This window comes from Ruegeria sp. CDSA079 (assembly GCF_059612245.1).
The window spans coordinates 162,701-177,524 of record NZ_JBXWQF010000007.1 but is presented as its reverse complement, the minus strand read 5'-3'; the positions used below and the strand labels follow the sequence as shown (position 1 = coordinate 177,524).

Genomic DNA, 14,824 nt, shown 5'->3' with positions numbered 1-14,824 from the left:
CGTAAAGTCATCTCACCGGGAAGGTCGGCCCGAAACAGGCTGGTGTCGCGGGGGGGGGCAACCCAAGCGTAGATCACTTGGAAAATTGTGATGACTCACATCAGGGCAGTCTGCACTGACCGCGGTGCTAATGAGTGCCAATTGTATTTTTGATGGATTTTTGAGTTCCAAAAGCAAAGGACGCGATTGGACCAGAAGTCCCTGGTGTTTCCGGGAAACTTCAGGATTCATTCACGGGTTTGTGATTCAGATGTGCAACATTCTCGTGAATGCTTCATTTCCGTCTCTTTTCCGTCGAAATTTGTGCTGATAAGCGTGGGATAAAGTGTTGGGGTGGTAAATAGTGCGAGTGGGCAGATGAGAGCCGGAGCAAACGGTCATATAGCCATTACATGGTGTCAAACGGAGATTGACGGGCTTGAGGATGCACCTTTGGCCTGTTTGGCTGTTGGGGCCGCATGGTCATGGCGCGGTCAGGCTATTGTCCTGAATGCAGCCGTCGAACAAAGTGTTGGGCAGATGGGCGGCGGTCGCAGTGTCGTTAGCCGGGTCGATAGTCATTTCCCGGTGGTGCGTGAAATATCAGGTCCTGTGACCGGTGCTATGACCCTGACCAACGGAGCGCAATCGTTTTCCGCCAGTTTGATCCTCGACGGGGACGATAGAACGCCCACCCTTGTGTTCGAGTCGACATGCCCGCCGCGAGATGAAGATTTCTGGATCGTCGAAGTGACCGATCTGGTTTCTACCCTTAATCCGGTTGTTGAAAACAGCGCTACTGTTATCTCTTTCCCGGTTTGAGTCTGGCGTTTTGCCCGAACTGGCAATTTCCCAATCAAAACTGAAAACCCTGTGGAATGCTGTGTTGACTCTGCCAGTTCTGCGGATATAAGCGCGGCTTCATTGGTGTTGGTGGCCCTCGCAAGGGGATGCCTGTCATGGGGGAAACCTCAAGAGGACAACGCCCTTCATAGTGGCCCTTTAGGCCTCGACCTAAACGAAGGAGATCAGCCGTGACCAAACGCACGTCTGCCAAGCACAAAATCGACCGCCGTATGGGCGAAAACATCTGGGGTCGTCCGAAATCCCCGGTCAACCGCCGCGAATATGGCCCCGGCCAGCATGGCCAGCGCCGCAAGGGCAAACTGTCCGATTTCGGTATCCAGTTGCGCGCCAAGCAGAAGCTGAAAGGCTACTATGGCGACCTGACCGAAAAGCAGTTCCGCCGCATTTATTCCGAAGCCGAACGTGTTTCTGGTGACACTGGTGAAAACCTGGTTGGTCTGCTGGAGCGCCGTCTGGACGCTGTTGTTTACCGCGCCAAGTTTGTTGCAACCGTATTTGCCGCGCGTCAGTTCGTTAACCACGGCCACGTCAAAGTGAACGGCAAGCGGGTTAACATCCCCAGCTACCGCGTCAAAGAAGGCGACGTGATCGAAGTACGCGACAAGTCCAAGCAACTGGCCGTTGTTCTGGAAGCCGCTGCATTGGCCGAGCGCGATGTTCCTGACTACATCGACGCCGACCACTCGAAAATGACCGCGACTTTCGTGCGCGCCCCGGGCCTGAGCGATGTGCCTTACCCGGTCGTCATGGAACCGAACCTGGTCGTCGAATTCTACGCGAAGAACTAATCTTCGCCGACATGAAGATTTACGAGGCCGCGCAATTTGCGCGGCCTTTTCTTGTTCAGGCTACGCTTTGTGTTCCGATATCCTGTCGCGGAGATACGCCAAATTTGCGTGAATACTCGCGGCTGAACTGGGTCGGGCTTTCATATCCCACGTCAAAGGCCGCTTGCGACACACTGAGCGAGCCGTGAGACAGCAGTCGGCGCGCCTCCAGCAATCTGAGTTCTTTTTGATATTGTAGTGGTGACTTGGCGGTCACCTCTTTGAAATGCGTGTGAAAGGCGGAAAGGCTCATGCCCGCAGTTTGCGCAAGCTTGGATACGGGCAACGAGGTTCTAAAACCCGTCTGGATAACGTCAATGACCCGTGCGATCCGGCTGGCTGCACTGTCGCGCCATAACATTTGCCGCAGCATCCCGCCGTGATCGGCCTGTAGCAATCTATAATGGATCTCGCGGCTGATCATCGGGGCCAAGACCTTTGCGTCGGTCGGGTTCTGGCAGACGCGAAACAGGCGGGTCATAGCATCGATCAGATCGGGTGAGGCTTGGGATGCGGCCAGGCTATGCGCCGTTTCGATTTGGCCAGAGGTGGATTCAACCTCATCATAAAGGCTGCGCAACGTGGGCAAATCGAGTGAAAGGACGAGACCGACATAGGGTTTTCGACGGCTCGCTTCGGTGACGGCTGCCATAACGGGGACTGAATGGCTGACGATCAGCGAGTCTCCGGCCCCGAAATGGACCAGCCGGTTGCCGATACGTGTTTCTTTCTTTCCTTGTAGAACCAGGCAGACAATAGGTTCATAAACCTGTGCATCTATGGACTTGGTTTTGACATCATGCAGAAGCGCAAAACCTTCGAGCGCAGTCGGATAAAATGGTGCTTCTTCCGCTTTCCCTTCCACAAGTCCGCAGATATCCGTGATTAGCTCGGATTGGTTCAGGTTGGTCGCTCTCATGTGTTTAGCATATTGAACGGAATACTTGGCGAATAGCGGAATCCCTGATGTTCGGAGAATTAGGCAAGATTTGAGGAGAAATCGGCAGGCGTGGAATAGAAGGACAACTTATCTCACGGGCAGGCTAATCATTTCGGAGAAAGACCATGGCACAGACCATCCTCATCACCGGCGCGTCGTCCGGCATCGGAAAAGTCACGGCTCAGCTGTTTCAGAAGCAGGGCTGGAATGTCATTGCTACCATGCGAAGCCCCGAGAAAGAAGCAGAGCTTGCACCGTTAAAAAATGTCCTGGTGACCCGTCTGGACGTCACCGACGAAGAGTCCATCGGCTCAGCCGTAGCGGAAGGGATCGCGCGATTCGGCCAGATCGATGTCCTGCTGAACAATGCAGGCTACGGGGCCTATGGACCTTTGGAAGCCTTCCCTATGGAGCGCATTCGCCGTCAATTCGACACCAATGTCGTCGGCTTGCTGGCGGTAACCAAAGCCGTTCTGCCACATATGCGAGCCAATGGCTCGGGGTGCATCGTCAACATTTCATCCATCGGCGGGCAGATCACCTTCCCGCTTGGGGCGCTGTATCACGGCACAAAATTCGCGGTCGAAGGTCTGTCAGAGTCGCTGCACTACGAACTCGCTGCGGCTGGCATCAAGGTCAAGATTGTCGAGCCTGGAATGATCGCCACAGACTTCGGTGGCCGCTCGTTCGATTTCGTTAATGACGAAAACATGACCGAATATCAGCCTGTGGTTCAGGCCCTGTTCGGCGCCTGGGGCTCTGAAGAAATGGCGTCGCGCGCTTCGCCGCCCAGCGTTGTAGCCGAGGTGATCTGGGGGGCAGTGACGGATGGCACCGACACATTGCGGTATCGTGCGGGCGCGGATGCGGTTGAGTATCTCGACAACCGCAAAGCCTTGGACGACGCCACCTTTATCGGCGGTATGAAATCGATGCTCGGGCTGGACTAAGGTCTAAATCGGCAGCGGTCGCCCTTCGGCGATCGCTTCCATCGCGAAATACGAGGTCACGCTGTCCAGTTCGACCTTTTCGATCAGGCGTTGGTAGACTTTGTCATAGGAGGCCATGTCCTCGGTGACGACTTTCAACTGATAATCGTAATCACCGCCGATCCGGTGAAAATCCACGACTTCGGGGATTGTCAGAACATGGCTTCGGAACGCCTGAAGCCATTCGGCCGAATGATGCCGCGTGCGCAACATGACAAAGACCACAAGGCTCAACCCCAGTTTTTCACGTGCGATACGGGCAGTGGATCCAATCAGGACGCCATTTTCGTTCAAGGCCTTCAAGCGCCGCCAGCAGGCATTTTGTGACAGGCCAACACGATCCGCCAATTCACGCTGAGACAAGGTGGCATCCTTTTGAAGCTCTTTTAGAATGCTTGTGTCAATTTGATCTAGTTTTGATGTCATATCTGATCATATGACACAAAAATTTTGAAATCCAAGCAAAGATAGAGGAAGTTTCCGCATGACTAATAAATCACATTGATAGGGCAGTTAGGAGCCAATGACATGACCCTGTCCAATTTTCGTGCGGAACTCCGTTCCACCACTCTCAATTCAAACCTGCGCGATGGGCTGATCGGAGAGAATGTTCTGATCCCGGGTCTGCATGGGGACGTACCGCTTGTTTATGCGGATTACGTCGCCTCGGGCCGTGCGCTGCGGCAGGTCGAAGACTTTGTCGCGCAACAGGTGTTGCCGTTTTACGCCAACAGCCACACCGAGGCCTCCTATTGCGGATCTTACATGACACGTCTGCGCCGTGAAGCGCGCGAAGAGATAACCCGCCTTGTTGGCGCGAGGGGAGAAGACGCGGTGATCTTCACCGGGTCCGGTGCCACGGCGGGGCTCAACCGGTTGGTCAGTCTGCTAGGGGTGGCAGAGGCTGACCAGCCGGTTGTTTTGATCGGTCCGTACGAGCATCATTCAAACATTCTGCCATGGCGCGAGAGCAAGGCGCAGGTGATCGAAATCCCCGAAGCCGAGGGTGGAGGTGTCGATCTGCAAGCGCTGAAAGGCGCGTTGGAAACGCATGCAGATGCTGATCTGCTGATCGGATCCTTTTCAGCGGCATCCAACGTGACTGGCATTATCACCGATCCTGATCCGGTGACACGAATGCTCAAGGCGTATGGTGCGCTGGCCGTTTGGGATTATGCCGGGGGCGGGCCGTACCTGCCGATGGATATGGGCACTGCGGATGCGCGCAAGGATGCCATCGTGGTTTCCCCACATAAATTCCCCGGTGGTCCGGGCGCGTCGGGCGTTTTGATCGTGAACCAGTCTGCCGTACAGCGGGACTGCCCCAGCTGGCCTGGTGGCGGCACCGTCAGTTTCGTATCGCCCTGGCGCCACGACTACAGCGCCGATCTGTCAACTCGGGAAGAGGCGGGAACGCCCAACGTGATCGGAGACATTCGCGCGGCGCTGGCTTTCATCGTGAAGGATGTCGTCGGAACGGAGGAAATTGCCCGGCGCGAGGCGCAATTCAATCAGATGGCTCTGGAGGGGTGGAAAGACAACCCGAACCTGACCTTGCTTGGGGTCGATAACCCGCATCGATTGCCGATCTTCTCTTTCCTTGTCCGCGACATTTCCGGCCAACCGGTGCATCAGCAACTGTTCACTCGGATGCTCAGCGACATCTACGGCATTCAGGCGCGGGGTGGTTGCGCCTGCGCGGGGCCCTACGCGCATCGATTGCTGGGCATTGATCGGGCGACGTCGGAAGAATTGCACGCGGCCTTGTCTACCGGGGAAGAGATGAAAAAGCCCGGCTGGGTGCGGCTGAACTTCTCTTATCTGATGAGCGAGGAAACGGTTCAGTTCATCATCGACAGCGTCAATGACTTGTCCCGCAGAACCGAAGAGTTCGTGCCCTATTACTATGCCGACCCGGCGACTGCGCGCTTCAAAGCCGCATGATGGAATTGCTGCTTTTCTCAACCCGTTGAGACAGGTATGAGAGGCCCATTCAACGGAGCCTCTCATGACCAAGATCACCCCACAACCCGGCATTATGGACATCGCGCTCTATCAGGGCGGGCAGTCGCATGTGGCCGGTGTGGAGCATGTGATCAAGCTGAGTTCGAACGAAAACCCGTTCGGGCCAAGCCCCAAGGCAATTGAGGCGGTGCGCAACAGCGCGGCCACTTTGCACCGTTATCCCAGCACGGATCACGCAAGCCTGCGCGTGGCCATCGGCGCACGTCACGGGCTGGACCCAGCGCGGATTATCTGTGGTGTCGGCAGTGATGAAGTGCTGCAATTCATCGCGCAGGCCTATGCGGGGCCGGGGGATGAGGTGATCTATACCGAGCATGGGTTTTCGATGTACCCGATCATTGCCCGCATGGCTGGCGCGACGCCGGTCATGGTGTCCGAGCGTGACCGCAAGGTGGATGTGGATGCCATTCTGGCCGCTGTAACGGGGCAGACGCGGATCGTGTTTGTCACAAATCCCGGCAATCCGACCTCGACCATGATCTCGAATGATGAGCTGGAGCGTCTAGCGCAGGTCCTGCCCGAAACCTGCCTGATGGTTCTGGATGGCGCTTATGCCGAATTTGTTGACGGGTTCGATGGTGGGGCGTCGCTGGTTGACGCCCATGAGAATGTAATCATGACGCGCACCTTCTCGAAAGTGTATGGGCTGGGCGGCATGCGGGTTGGCTGGGGCTATGCGCATCAACCGATCATTGACGTTCTGAACCGGGTGCGCCAACCCTTCAACCTGTCACTGACCGCTCTGGCCGCGGCGGAGGCTGCGGTGAACGATGTGGAGTTTCTGTCTTTTTGCCAATCTGAAAACGCACGGCTGCGTGTGTGGCTGTCGGACGAATTGGCCAAGATCGGTGTGCCCTCGGACCCGTCCTGCACCAACTTCATCCTCGCACGTTTCGCAGACAGGGCCGAGGCCGAAGCCTGCGATGACTACCTCAAATCACAGGGTTTGATTGTACGCCGGGTTGCAGGCTACAACCTGCCCAACGCCTTGCGGATCACCGTGGGTGACGAAGAAGCCTGCCGCCGTGTGGTTGCGGCGATCACTGCATTTAAGAAGGGCGCAGCATGAGCCAGATTTACGACCGTGTTGCGCTGATCGGGCTGGGCCTGATTGCTTCGTCCATGTTCTGGGCGATCAAACGAGCAGGTCTGGCCGGGGAAGTGACAGGCTATGCCCGGTCTGAGGCCACTCGGGACACCGCGCGTAGGATTGGGCTGTGCGACCGCGTTTGCGATACCGCGCAAGAGGCCGTTGAAGGGGCCGATCTGGTTGTCCTCTGTGTCCCCGTCGGGGCCATGGGTGCCGTGGCAAAAGACATTGCGCCCGTTTTGAAACCCGGTGCGACCGTGTCGGATGTTGGCTCGGTCAAACGTCATGTCATTCAGGCGGTTCAGCCGCATATCCCAGCCGGCGTGCACTTTATTCCCGCGCACCCACTGGCAGGGACCGAGCATTCCGGCCCGGAATCGGGTTTCGCCGAGCTGTTCGACAACCGCTGGTGCCTGCTGGTCCCGGTCGAGAACTCGGACCCAGAGGCGATTGCCCGCCTACGCGCTTTGTGGGAAGGCATGGGGTCAAATGTCGATGAGATGGACGCAGATCACCATGATCTGGTGCTGGCGGTGACCTCTCATGCACCGCACCTGATTGCCTACACGATGGTTGGCGTGGCAGATGACCTGCGACGCGTAACCGACAGTGAGGTCATAAAATATTCGGCGGCCGGTTTTCGGGATTTCACCCGTATCGCAGCATCCGACCCGACCATGTGGCGTGATGTGTTCCTGTCCAACAAGGATGCGACGCTGGAAATTTTGGGCCGCTTCACCGAAGAGCTGTTCGCTTTGCAACGGGCCATCCGGATTGGCGACGGAGAGCATTTGTTTGACTACTTCACCCGGACCCGTGCTATTCGTCGCGGCATCATTGATGCGGGGCAGGATACGGACGCTCCGGATTTCGGACGCGGGAAAGCAGGTTCATGAAGCTGCGCTGGGGGCATGTTCTGATCGGAGTTTTGGCCATTGGAGCCATGACGTCACAGGCTGCGCCTCTGGACCGGTCCTTGATGCCACTAACGCGCCCGGCGCTGGATCAGGCCACCAAACCTGCCGCTGCTCTACCCCCGTTGCGCCCCGTACTACGCCCAGTTTTGCCGCAGGTCACAGCTGCGGCGGTGCGTCCGTCAGCTGTGCCGCTCAGACCGTTGATGCGCCCTGAATGGCTGGAGCAAGAGGTTCTGTTCAAGAAACGTAAGCTGCGCAAAAGCTCGGTCTGCGGTAACATCGCCATTCAAGGTAAACCAGTGGGCCGGGTTGGCAGCAAGAATTCAGCCTGCGGTGTCAAGGAAGCGGTGCAGGTCACCTCGGTCTCGGGTGTAGCGCTCAGCCGTCCGTCGACCATGGATTGCGGCACGGCGATCGCGTTGAACAATTGGGTCGACAAGACGGTCAAACCTACCTTCAAACGCCGCGGCCCCGTGGTTGAGTTGAACGTGGCGGCCCATTACGCCTGTCGGACCCGCAACAACCGCAAGGGCGCGCGGATTTCCGAGCACGGCAAAGGGCGGGCAATTGATATCTCGGGCTTCAAGATGGCCGATGGTGAGATGGTGACGGTACTGAAAGGCTGGCGTAAGAACCCCTCGCAAAAGCAACTCAAGAAGATCTGGCGTGGGGCGTGCGGGCCTTTTGGCACCGTTTTGGGGCCGAATTCAGACCGCTACCACAAGGATCATTTCCATCTGGACACGGCCCGCTATCGCAGCGGCACTTACTGCCGCTAGCGCAAGATCAAGCGCGGGGCAGGGCCTAATGGCAAAGGTCCAAGGGCGACAAATCCATCCCGGAAGTTCAGCTGCAGGTCCAAGGCGTTGGGGTTGCCTCCCAGTCCTGCCAGAAAATTCAGTGCTCGGGTCACAGGATCTACCGCCTGATCGGGCAGGGCGCCTGCCGCGTTGGCCATGGCGATCATGTCCCGCCAGTTTTCCGCTTTGACCGCGATTTCACCCGTTGGAATACCCTGCGCATCCACATCCAAACCGCCGGTCGCGAATAACCTGAGCTCTCCCCACTTGGCCTCGGCAAGTGCAAGGTCGATTCTGACCGGCTGAGGTCGACCCTGTTCCAGCGCGGACCGGTCCCAGGGTTTATCGAAGGTCGCGACCATGTCCAGTTCCAGCGTGTCAAACGCCTGCGGCAGTGAGGTGGCGGATTTCATCAGGTTTCGCAGGTCATCGCCGGGGGTAAAACCATCCACACGAACAGCCATGTTATAGGCTTCGGGTGTGGCGGTTTGTTCCATCAACAGCTCTAGCGTTCCGCCCGCGGCCAGTGCCTGCGAGTTCTCGGTGATGGACCAGGGGCCTGCGGTCAGCGCCATTTTTTCCAGAACCAGCGCCACGCCCGGCCGCAATTGCAAGTGCGCCTGCAATGCGTCCGCTTCGATCGTTGCAGTCTGGTCGAAATAAGACAGGCGCTGCGGTGTATCGGCAAAGCGCAAGATCTGACGCCCCGGCCAGATCGCGGGGCTTTCGAATTCGATCCAGTCCGCGCTCCAGGCTGTTCCGGTTGCCGGGTCTGCAAGGGCCGGATTGATCAACCGCGTCATGTGGTGGGTCGGATAGCCTGCCGTGGCAACGTCCGAGAAGTCCGCTTGCCAGCCCAGGTCTTGCTGCTGGTCGAACCAGCCGGTGATGGCATTGCGCAGTCCATATCCGGCAATGAACCAATAGGCGCTCCACAGAGCGGTGATAACGATGAACACTCGTAATAGACGGCGCATGAGCTTTGGCCCTTTTTCCTGCCTCGGAATTGATGTTTATAGGCCGAAACAGGCAAGGACCAGTGCAATGACGATGTGGGTATTCGGATATGGATCGCTGTTGTGGAATCCGGGCTTTCCGGTGGCGTGCAGCGAACGCGCAACGTTGCACGGGTTTGCCCGATCCTTCTGCATGAGCTCGATCCACCACCGCGGAACCGAGGAAAAACCGGGCCTGGTGCTGGCGCTGGATGAACAGGTGAACGCGCATTGCACCGGTCTGGCCCTGGCGGTCGAGACAGGTCATGAAGACCGCACCCTGCACGAGCTGCGCGAACGCGAGTTGATTTCTTCGGCGTATGTCGAACGGATGCTGGATGTGCATCTGGAAAACGGCGACATCGTAAATGCCGTGACTTATGTGATCGACGCAGACCACGTCCAGTATTGCGGTGGGATGCCTTTGGAGGACCAGGCCCAGATCATCGCCCTCGCGGTCGGCGGGCGCGGTCCGAATGACGAATACCTTTATAACACCGCCGAACATCTGGCCGAGATCGGCCTGCGCGACCCCGATCTTGAGTGGTTGGCGCAACGGGTCCGCAGTATCACCGCATAAACTCTTGGCGTCACGAGCAGAATTTCGCTAGATTCGACGCAGAGCAGGCAAATACCGGGAACCACGCGCATGGCGCAGGCACATCAGGGCGCGAGACCCCATTTCTCGCATCCAACTCGACAGATATTGTTGATGTTGATGGCGATCGGCCTGTCCGGGCTGGGGGTATTTCTGGCGCTGCCATATGTCATGCCAGTTTTCTTCGCTAATCCGTACTTGAACGGGTTCATCCTGATGGTGTTCGTGATCGGCGTCTTGGCCTGTTTCTATCAGGTGACGCAACTGATCGGTTCTGTACGCTGGATCGAAGCTTTTGTCGGCGGCGTTGTTCGCGAAGATGCCCGCACGCCTCAACTGTTGGCGCCTTTGGCTTCACTGCTGCGCGAACGGGGCGCACGGTCGCAAATCAGTTCCTCGTCTACCCGTTCCATTCTGGATTCCGTGGCCGAGCGGGTCGAGGAAGAGCGGGAAATCACCCGCTATATCACCAATGTGCTGATCTATCTGGGTCTTTTGGGCACATTCTTCGGTCTGGCGACAACCGTTCCGGCCATTGTCGACACTATCCGTAGTCTGAACCCGCAGGAAGGTGAAGAAGGTCTGGCCGTCTTCAACCGCTTGATGACCGGGCTCGAGGCGCAGTTGCAGGGGATGGGCGTTGCATTCGGATCTTCTCTGCTGGGTTTGGCCGGTTCGCTTATTGTTGGTTTGCTGGAAGTATTTGCGGGTCACGGGCAAAACCGCTTCTATCGCGAGCTCGAAGAATGGTTGTCCTCAATCACCCGCGTGGGATTTGCCGGTGGCGAAGAGGGGGGCGCTGAAATCGCAGTGCTTACTCCTGTTCTGGACGCCATGTCCGAACAGATGGATGCCCTGCAGAATCTTTTTTCAGCTCAGGAAAGCGAGCGGGCAGACGTTTCGGCCAAACTTGGGCAACTGGTCGATGTGATTGGTGAGATGAACAATCGCCAGGCCAATTCCGAAAGTGTCACCTCGGCGTTGGAACGCGTGGCCCTTGGGCAGGACGCTCTGTTGGACCACATGCGCGAACACGGCGCGGGTGAGGGTATCGACGCCGAAAGCCGAATGCGGCTGCGTTCGATGGACGTGCAACTGCTGCGCATTCTCGAAGAGATTTCGGCGGGTCGACAAGAAAGCATGAACGAATTCCGCAAGGATATCGAACTGCTGGTCAAGGCCCTGACCCTACCGCGCGGCGCAGTGCGCACCACGCCGGAAGGAGAGTAACCCATGGCGCTGTCCCGCCGCACCGGTCAACGGTTCCAGGGCTCGGTCTGGCCCGGATTCGTGGATGCGATGACGGGGCTTTTGATGGTGCTGACCTTTGTCCTGACCATCTTCATGGTGATCCAGTTTGTGCTGCGTGAAACCATTTCGGGTCAGGAAGACGAACTGACCACATTGGCGGACGAAGTTGCGGCGCTTGCAGGTGCGCTGGGATTGGAAGAGCGTGAAAACAGCCGGTTGCAGGCCCGCCTTGGGGCATTGAACACGACCCTGTCGCAGACCGAAGACGATCTGGCTCAGGCGCAATCATTGATCGCTTCGCTGTCCACCGAGCGCGACCGTCAGGCCGCCGCGCTGGATCAGGCGCAGACGCAGATCACAAACTTCGAGGCGCAGGTTGCCGCCTTGTTGGCCGAACAGGAACGGGCGCTGGGCGATATCGCGGCGTTGGAGGCGCAGCGCGAACAACTGCTGACCGAGCAAGAAGCGCTAAACCTCGCTCTGGCCCAAAGCCGTGACGAAATCGATGCGCAGACCGAAGCTGCCCGACTGGCTGCCGCGCGCCGTGAAGCTCTGGAAGCACTGGTCGCAGATCTGGAGCAAAGTGGTGAGGACCGGGCTGCGGAAATCACGGCCCTTGAACAGCAGTTAAGCGGCGAGGAAGCCGCCCGTTTGGCCGAAGCCGCCGCCGCCGAGACATTGCGCGACCGTCTGCAAGATGCTGATGCTGAACTGACGGCGATGACATTGGCATTGGAAGCGCAACGCAAAGAGGCCGAAGACACGCTGACCCTGCTGGCCGCCGCACAAGCCGCGCAGGCCGAGCTGGAACGCCGGTTCGGTGACGTGAATCCGGGTGAATTGAGGGCTCAGCTAGAAGCCGCGTTGCAGGCACAGACGCAAGCGCAGACGGATGCTGCGGAACAGCGTACTTTGGCTGAACAGCGTCAGGCCCTTCTGGCCCTGGCCGAGTCGACGCTGTCGAATGAGAAAGAAATTTCGGCCGAGGCGCAGCGTGAGGCGGCCTTGTTGAACCAACAAATCGCCGCCCTGCGCGGGCAGTTGGGGTCGTTGCAGGCATTGCTTGATGATTTTGAAGAACGCAACGCTGCCGCCGAAGTGCAGATCCAAACATTGGGGCAGGATCTGAACGCGGCACTGGCCCGTGCTGCATCTGAAGAGCGCAGGCGCCGCCTGCTGGAAGAAGCTGAACGACTGCGCCTTGAGGCCGAGGCTGAAGAGTTGGCCGGTCAGAATGAGGAACTGGCGGCGCAGGCGGAAGACCTGCAACGTTATCGCTCGGAGTTCTTTGGTCGTTTACGGGATGTTCTTGGCGATCAGGAAGGCGTGCGGATCGAGGGCGACCGGTTCGTGTTTTCGTCCGAAGTTCTGTTCCCAACGGGTTCAGCGGTGCTGTCTGCAGAAGGACGCCAGGAAGTTGCCAAGGTTGCCAACATCCTGCGTAGCGTTGCGGCTGAGATACCGACCGGCCTCAATTGGGTGATCCGGGTCGACGGTCACACAGATAACGTTCCGCTGGCAGGAAATGGCCGGTATCGCGACAACTGGGAACTCAGCCAGGGCCGCGCACTGTCGGTTGTGCGCTATATGGTTGATGCGCTGGATATCCCGCCCAACCGTCTGGCGGCCAACGGGTTTGGTGAGTTCCAGCCGGTCAATCCGGCTGACACGCCCGAGGCCCGCGCGCAAAACCGACGGATCGAGTTGAAACTGACCGAACGGTAATCCCGCCGATCCGTGACCTAAACTGTTTATTTTAACAGATTTTAATTTTGGGCCAGGTGAATTGCGGCAGACGCACCCTATATCATAACCATAGGTTGAATGGGGCTGTTCGTGAAAGACAGGACAACAGATTTACACATAGCAGTCGATATCGCTCTGCAAGGCCCCCACCAGCGTGTGACATTGTGCCAGGCCGGGCGAGGGGTCAGGTTTTGGCTTAAACGGGTCGAACGTTTCGCGCCTCATCTCTGGCTGGTGAAGGGAAAGCCTGATCAAGCATTCGAACGTGACCGATCATCCCACCAATTCTTGTGGAAATACGGCGCACCGGTCCCCAGAATTTTAGCTGAAGGCAAAGGGTATGTCGCCATCGAACACGCCGGAGCCAGCCTGACCAGATTGTCCAAAGACAAGTCCGTCACCATGGCGGGAAAACTCATGGCGTGTCGCGCTGCTGGACAGGCTTTGGCACGGCTTCATGGGATGGGTCTGGCTCATGGACGCCCGGCGTTTCGGGATATGTGCTGGGATGGGCGTCAGATACGGTTCATCGACTTTGAGTATTTTGCGCCCACAAAGGCCGGGCGGCTTCGTAAAACCCGCGATCTGAGCATTGCGATCCTGTCCGCCCTGTCTCAGGGCAGCACCGGACCTCGTTTTGCCTATAATGTTCTGTCCGCCTACTATGCGGCTTGGGACAGGAATCCAAAGGCCCTGCCGGTGCCATGCCCGGTGCAGGTGCGGAATGGCCAACCTCGTTTCCAACAACAAAAAAGAACTCATTACGCACCCCTGGCAATCGCGTCCATGGTCCAATCAGCTTAGCGCCTGCCAAATCGAAAACTCTGATCCGGAGTGCCTGTGAAACATCGAGGCACCACGGGGTAATCCTCGGTCAGGAAATAGGCATAGGTCCCGTTGGGGTACTCTGTTGAAACGGTGAATGCGCCGTTGCATTGGTCCAGATTGCCGTGCCCCTGAACATAGGCATAATCCTCATTAAATGTGCCATCATACCGCCCGTTCGGCGCGCTGCCACCCGGGCGGGTCCCGGATTTCAGACGATAAGAGGGCGTCATCTCAATGACTTTGCCGTCTACTGCACCTGTCCTCGCGTAAATCGGAAAGCCATCTGCGGCGTACCCGATCAACGGTGAATGCGCAGCAGGGGACCATCCCAGAAGCTCGATCAACCCTGTAGGAACACCGTGATAGTGGTATTTTCCGTTCGGCTGCACATGGGCATAATTCGCATCCAACCCCAGAGCAATCGCTCCGCCCAACGCATTGTAGGACCAACCGGATCTTGGGTTGCCATGCCAGAACTCGGCCGCAAGCGGGTCAAAAACAACCCCGTTGAGGGAAACCCCAAAGTTCCAGCCCATGCGCAGCGGTGTGAATGTGCCCTTGGTTTCGGGGGCTGCTGGCACCTTGAGGTTGACTTTCTGCCGTTCGATTTGGTGTGGATTGCCCCGGTTTGGAAACTGGCCAACCAGATGATCAGGAATCCCGTTGCCCTTCACTCTGATTGTGGTGTCATTTTCTTTCACTGAGGCCCTGTTTTTCCCGGGATCTACGGTGGCGGGCACCAATCTGAGAGGTTTTGTCGTCGTTTCGTCGTGATAGCGAAACCTGTGCTGTGCCGTTGCAACAGCTGCGACGGCCGAAAGGGCAAAAGCTGCGCTCCAAATGATAGAAGTCTTGCTCACGTTCCAGTCCCTGTCCTGCGTAAATCATTGAAGATTACACGCGGCAGAGACCGGGTTCCGTCGCAATTACCCGTATTGGAACTAAGAAAAAACCCGACGACAGGGATCGCCG

Annotated in this window: 15 protein-coding genes; 11 read left to right on the top strand and 4 right to left on the bottom strand. The window is 57.6% G+C overall.

The genetic code is table 11. The features are described from left to right. The first annotated feature begins 357 nt into the window (after positions 1–357). Both AC2FJZ_RS09935 and rpsD read left to right on the top strand, forming a co-directional pair. The gene (locus AC2FJZ_RS09935; protein WP_496777348.1) at positions 358–801 is read left to right on the top strand and encodes a hypothetical protein; all 444 of its coding nucleotides are present in this window, start codon (positions 358–360) and stop codon (positions 799–801) included. Positions 802–1,013: 212 nt separating this feature from the next. Beyond that, positions 1,014–1,634: a 30S ribosomal protein S4 gene (gene rpsD / locus AC2FJZ_RS09930; protein ID WP_050604847.1), complete on the top strand. Its 621-nt coding sequence runs from the start codon at positions 1,014–1,016 to the stop codon at positions 1,632–1,634. A gap of 55 nt (positions 1,635–1,689) precedes the next feature. Here rpsD and AC2FJZ_RS09925 read toward each other — a convergent pair whose 3' ends face one another. Further along, complete coding sequence (locus tag AC2FJZ_RS09925) at positions 1,690–2,592, bottom strand: AraC family transcriptional regulator (protein WP_496777346.1); 903 nt, start codon at positions 2,590–2,592, stop codon at positions 1,690–1,692. Between the two features lie 146 nt (positions 2,593–2,738). On the opposite strand from AC2FJZ_RS09925, the gene AC2FJZ_RS09920 reads away from it, so the two are divergent. Then, the gene (locus tag AC2FJZ_RS09920) at positions 2,739–3,563 is read left to right on the top strand and encodes an SDR family oxidoreductase (protein WP_496669378.1); all 825 of its coding nucleotides are present in this window, start codon (positions 2,739–2,741) and stop codon (positions 3,561–3,563) included. A gap of 3 nt (positions 3,564–3,566) precedes the next feature. Here AC2FJZ_RS09920 and AC2FJZ_RS09915 read toward each other — a convergent pair whose 3' ends face one another. Beyond that, complete coding sequence (locus tag AC2FJZ_RS09915; protein WP_050604844.1) at positions 3,567–4,028, bottom strand: Lrp/AsnC family transcriptional regulator; 462 nt, start codon at positions 4,026–4,028, stop codon at positions 3,567–3,569. A 102-nt stretch (positions 4,029–4,130) separates the two neighbouring features. On the opposite strand from AC2FJZ_RS09915, the gene AC2FJZ_RS09910 reads away from it, so the two are divergent. From AC2FJZ_RS09910 to AC2FJZ_RS09895, 4 genes are all read left to right on the top strand, one after another. Next, entirely contained in the window at positions 4,131–5,546 is a 1,416-nt protein-coding gene (locus AC2FJZ_RS09910; protein WP_496777344.1) for an aminotransferase class V-fold PLP-dependent enzyme, read from the top strand. Positions 5,547–5,610: 64 nt separating this feature from the next. Next, on the top strand, positions 5,611–6,696 hold the full coding sequence (gene hisC / locus AC2FJZ_RS09905) for a histidinol-phosphate transaminase (RefSeq protein ID WP_496669382.1): 1,086 nt from the start codon (positions 5,611–5,613) through the stop codon (positions 6,694–6,696). Then, positions 6,693–7,613: a prephenate/arogenate dehydrogenase family protein gene (locus AC2FJZ_RS09900; protein ID WP_496777342.1), complete on the top strand. Its 921-nt coding sequence runs from the start codon at positions 6,693–6,695 to the stop codon at positions 7,611–7,613. Before hisC ends, AC2FJZ_RS09900 begins: the two co-directional genes overlap by 4 nt. Next, a complete protein-coding gene (locus AC2FJZ_RS09895) occupies positions 7,610–8,413 on the top strand; it encodes an extensin-like domain-containing protein (protein WP_496777341.1) in 804 nt (267 codons plus the stop codon). The genes AC2FJZ_RS09900 and AC2FJZ_RS09895 overlap by 4 nt, the downstream gene beginning before the upstream one ends. Here AC2FJZ_RS09895 and AC2FJZ_RS09890 read toward each other — a convergent pair. Beyond that, on the bottom strand, positions 8,410–9,411 hold the full coding sequence (locus AC2FJZ_RS09890) for a DUF2125 domain-containing protein (RefSeq protein WP_050604839.1): 1,002 nt from the start codon (positions 9,409–9,411) through the stop codon (positions 8,410–8,412). The genes AC2FJZ_RS09895 and AC2FJZ_RS09890 overlap by 4 nt on opposite strands. A 67-nt stretch (positions 9,412–9,478) precedes the next feature. On the opposite strand from AC2FJZ_RS09890, the gene AC2FJZ_RS09885 reads away from it, so the two are divergent. The 4 genes from AC2FJZ_RS09885 to AC2FJZ_RS09870 all read left to right on the top strand — a co-directional run bounded on the left by AC2FJZ_RS09885 (position 9,479) and on the right by AC2FJZ_RS09870 (position 13,828). Then, complete coding sequence (locus tag AC2FJZ_RS09885) at positions 9,479–10,009, top strand: gamma-glutamylcyclotransferase (RefSeq protein ID WP_496777339.1); 531 nt, start codon at positions 9,479–9,481, stop codon at positions 10,007–10,009. 69 nt (positions 10,010–10,078) lie between these two features. Continuing rightward, entirely contained in the window at positions 10,079–11,257 is a 1,179-nt protein-coding gene (locus tag AC2FJZ_RS09880; protein ID WP_050604837.1) for a hypothetical protein, read from the top strand. 3 nt (positions 11,258–11,260) lie between these two features. Beyond that, positions 11,261–13,003, top strand: coding sequence for a peptidoglycan -binding protein (locus tag AC2FJZ_RS09875; RefSeq protein WP_496777338.1), 1,743 nt, complete (start codon positions 11,261–11,263; stop codon positions 13,001–13,003). A gap of 111 nt (positions 13,004–13,114) precedes the next feature. Next, positions 13,115–13,828, top strand: coding sequence for a hypothetical protein (locus tag AC2FJZ_RS09870; RefSeq protein WP_496777336.1), 714 nt, complete (start codon positions 13,115–13,117; stop codon positions 13,826–13,828). Here AC2FJZ_RS09870 and AC2FJZ_RS09865 read toward each other — a convergent pair. Continuing rightward, complete coding sequence (locus AC2FJZ_RS09865; protein WP_496777334.1) at positions 13,825–14,712, bottom strand: YHYH protein; 888 nt, start codon at positions 14,710–14,712, stop codon at positions 13,825–13,827. The genes AC2FJZ_RS09870 and AC2FJZ_RS09865 overlap by 4 nt on opposite strands. Positions 14,713–14,824: the final 112 nt, after the last annotated feature.

Bases quoted from the DNA above. Each gene is read 5' to 3' on its own strand.
- AC2FJZ_RS09935 (WP_496777348.1), top strand. From the start codon at position 358: ATGAGAGCCGGAGCAAACGGTCATATAGCCATTACATGGTGTCAAACG.
- AC2FJZ_RS09925 (WP_496777346.1), bottom strand. From the start codon at position 2,592: ATGAGAGCGACCAACCTGAACCAATCCGAGCTAATCACGGATATCTGC.
- AC2FJZ_RS09920 (WP_496669378.1), top strand. From the start codon at position 2,739: ATGGCACAGACCATCCTCATCACCGGCGCGTCGTCCGGCATCGGAAAA.
- AC2FJZ_RS09915 (WP_050604844.1), bottom strand. From the start codon at position 4,028: ATGACATCAAAACTAGATCAAATTGACACAAGCATTCTAAAAGAGCTT.
- AC2FJZ_RS09910 (WP_496777344.1), top strand. From the start codon at position 4,131: ATGACCCTGTCCAATTTTCGTGCGGAACTCCGTTCCACCACTCTCAAT.
- hisC (WP_496669382.1), top strand. From the start codon at position 5,611: ATGACCAAGATCACCCCACAACCCGGCATTATGGACATCGCGCTCTAT.
- AC2FJZ_RS09900 (WP_496777342.1), top strand. From the start codon at position 6,693: ATGAGCCAGATTTACGACCGTGTTGCGCTGATCGGGCTGGGCCTGATT.
- AC2FJZ_RS09895 (WP_496777341.1), top strand. From the start codon at position 7,610: ATGAAGCTGCGCTGGGGGCATGTTCTGATCGGAGTTTTGGCCATTGGA.
- AC2FJZ_RS09890 (WP_050604839.1), bottom strand. From the start codon at position 9,411: ATGCGCCGTCTATTACGAGTGTTCATCGTTATCACCGCTCTGTGGAGC.
- AC2FJZ_RS09885 (WP_496777339.1), top strand. From the start codon at position 9,479: ATGACGATGTGGGTATTCGGATATGGATCGCTGTTGTGGAATCCGGGC.
- AC2FJZ_RS09880 (WP_050604837.1), top strand. From the start codon at position 10,079: ATGGCGCAGGCACATCAGGGCGCGAGACCCCATTTCTCGCATCCAACT.
- AC2FJZ_RS09875 (WP_496777338.1), top strand. From the start codon at position 11,261: ATGGCGCTGTCCCGCCGCACCGGTCAACGGTTCCAGGGCTCGGTCTGG.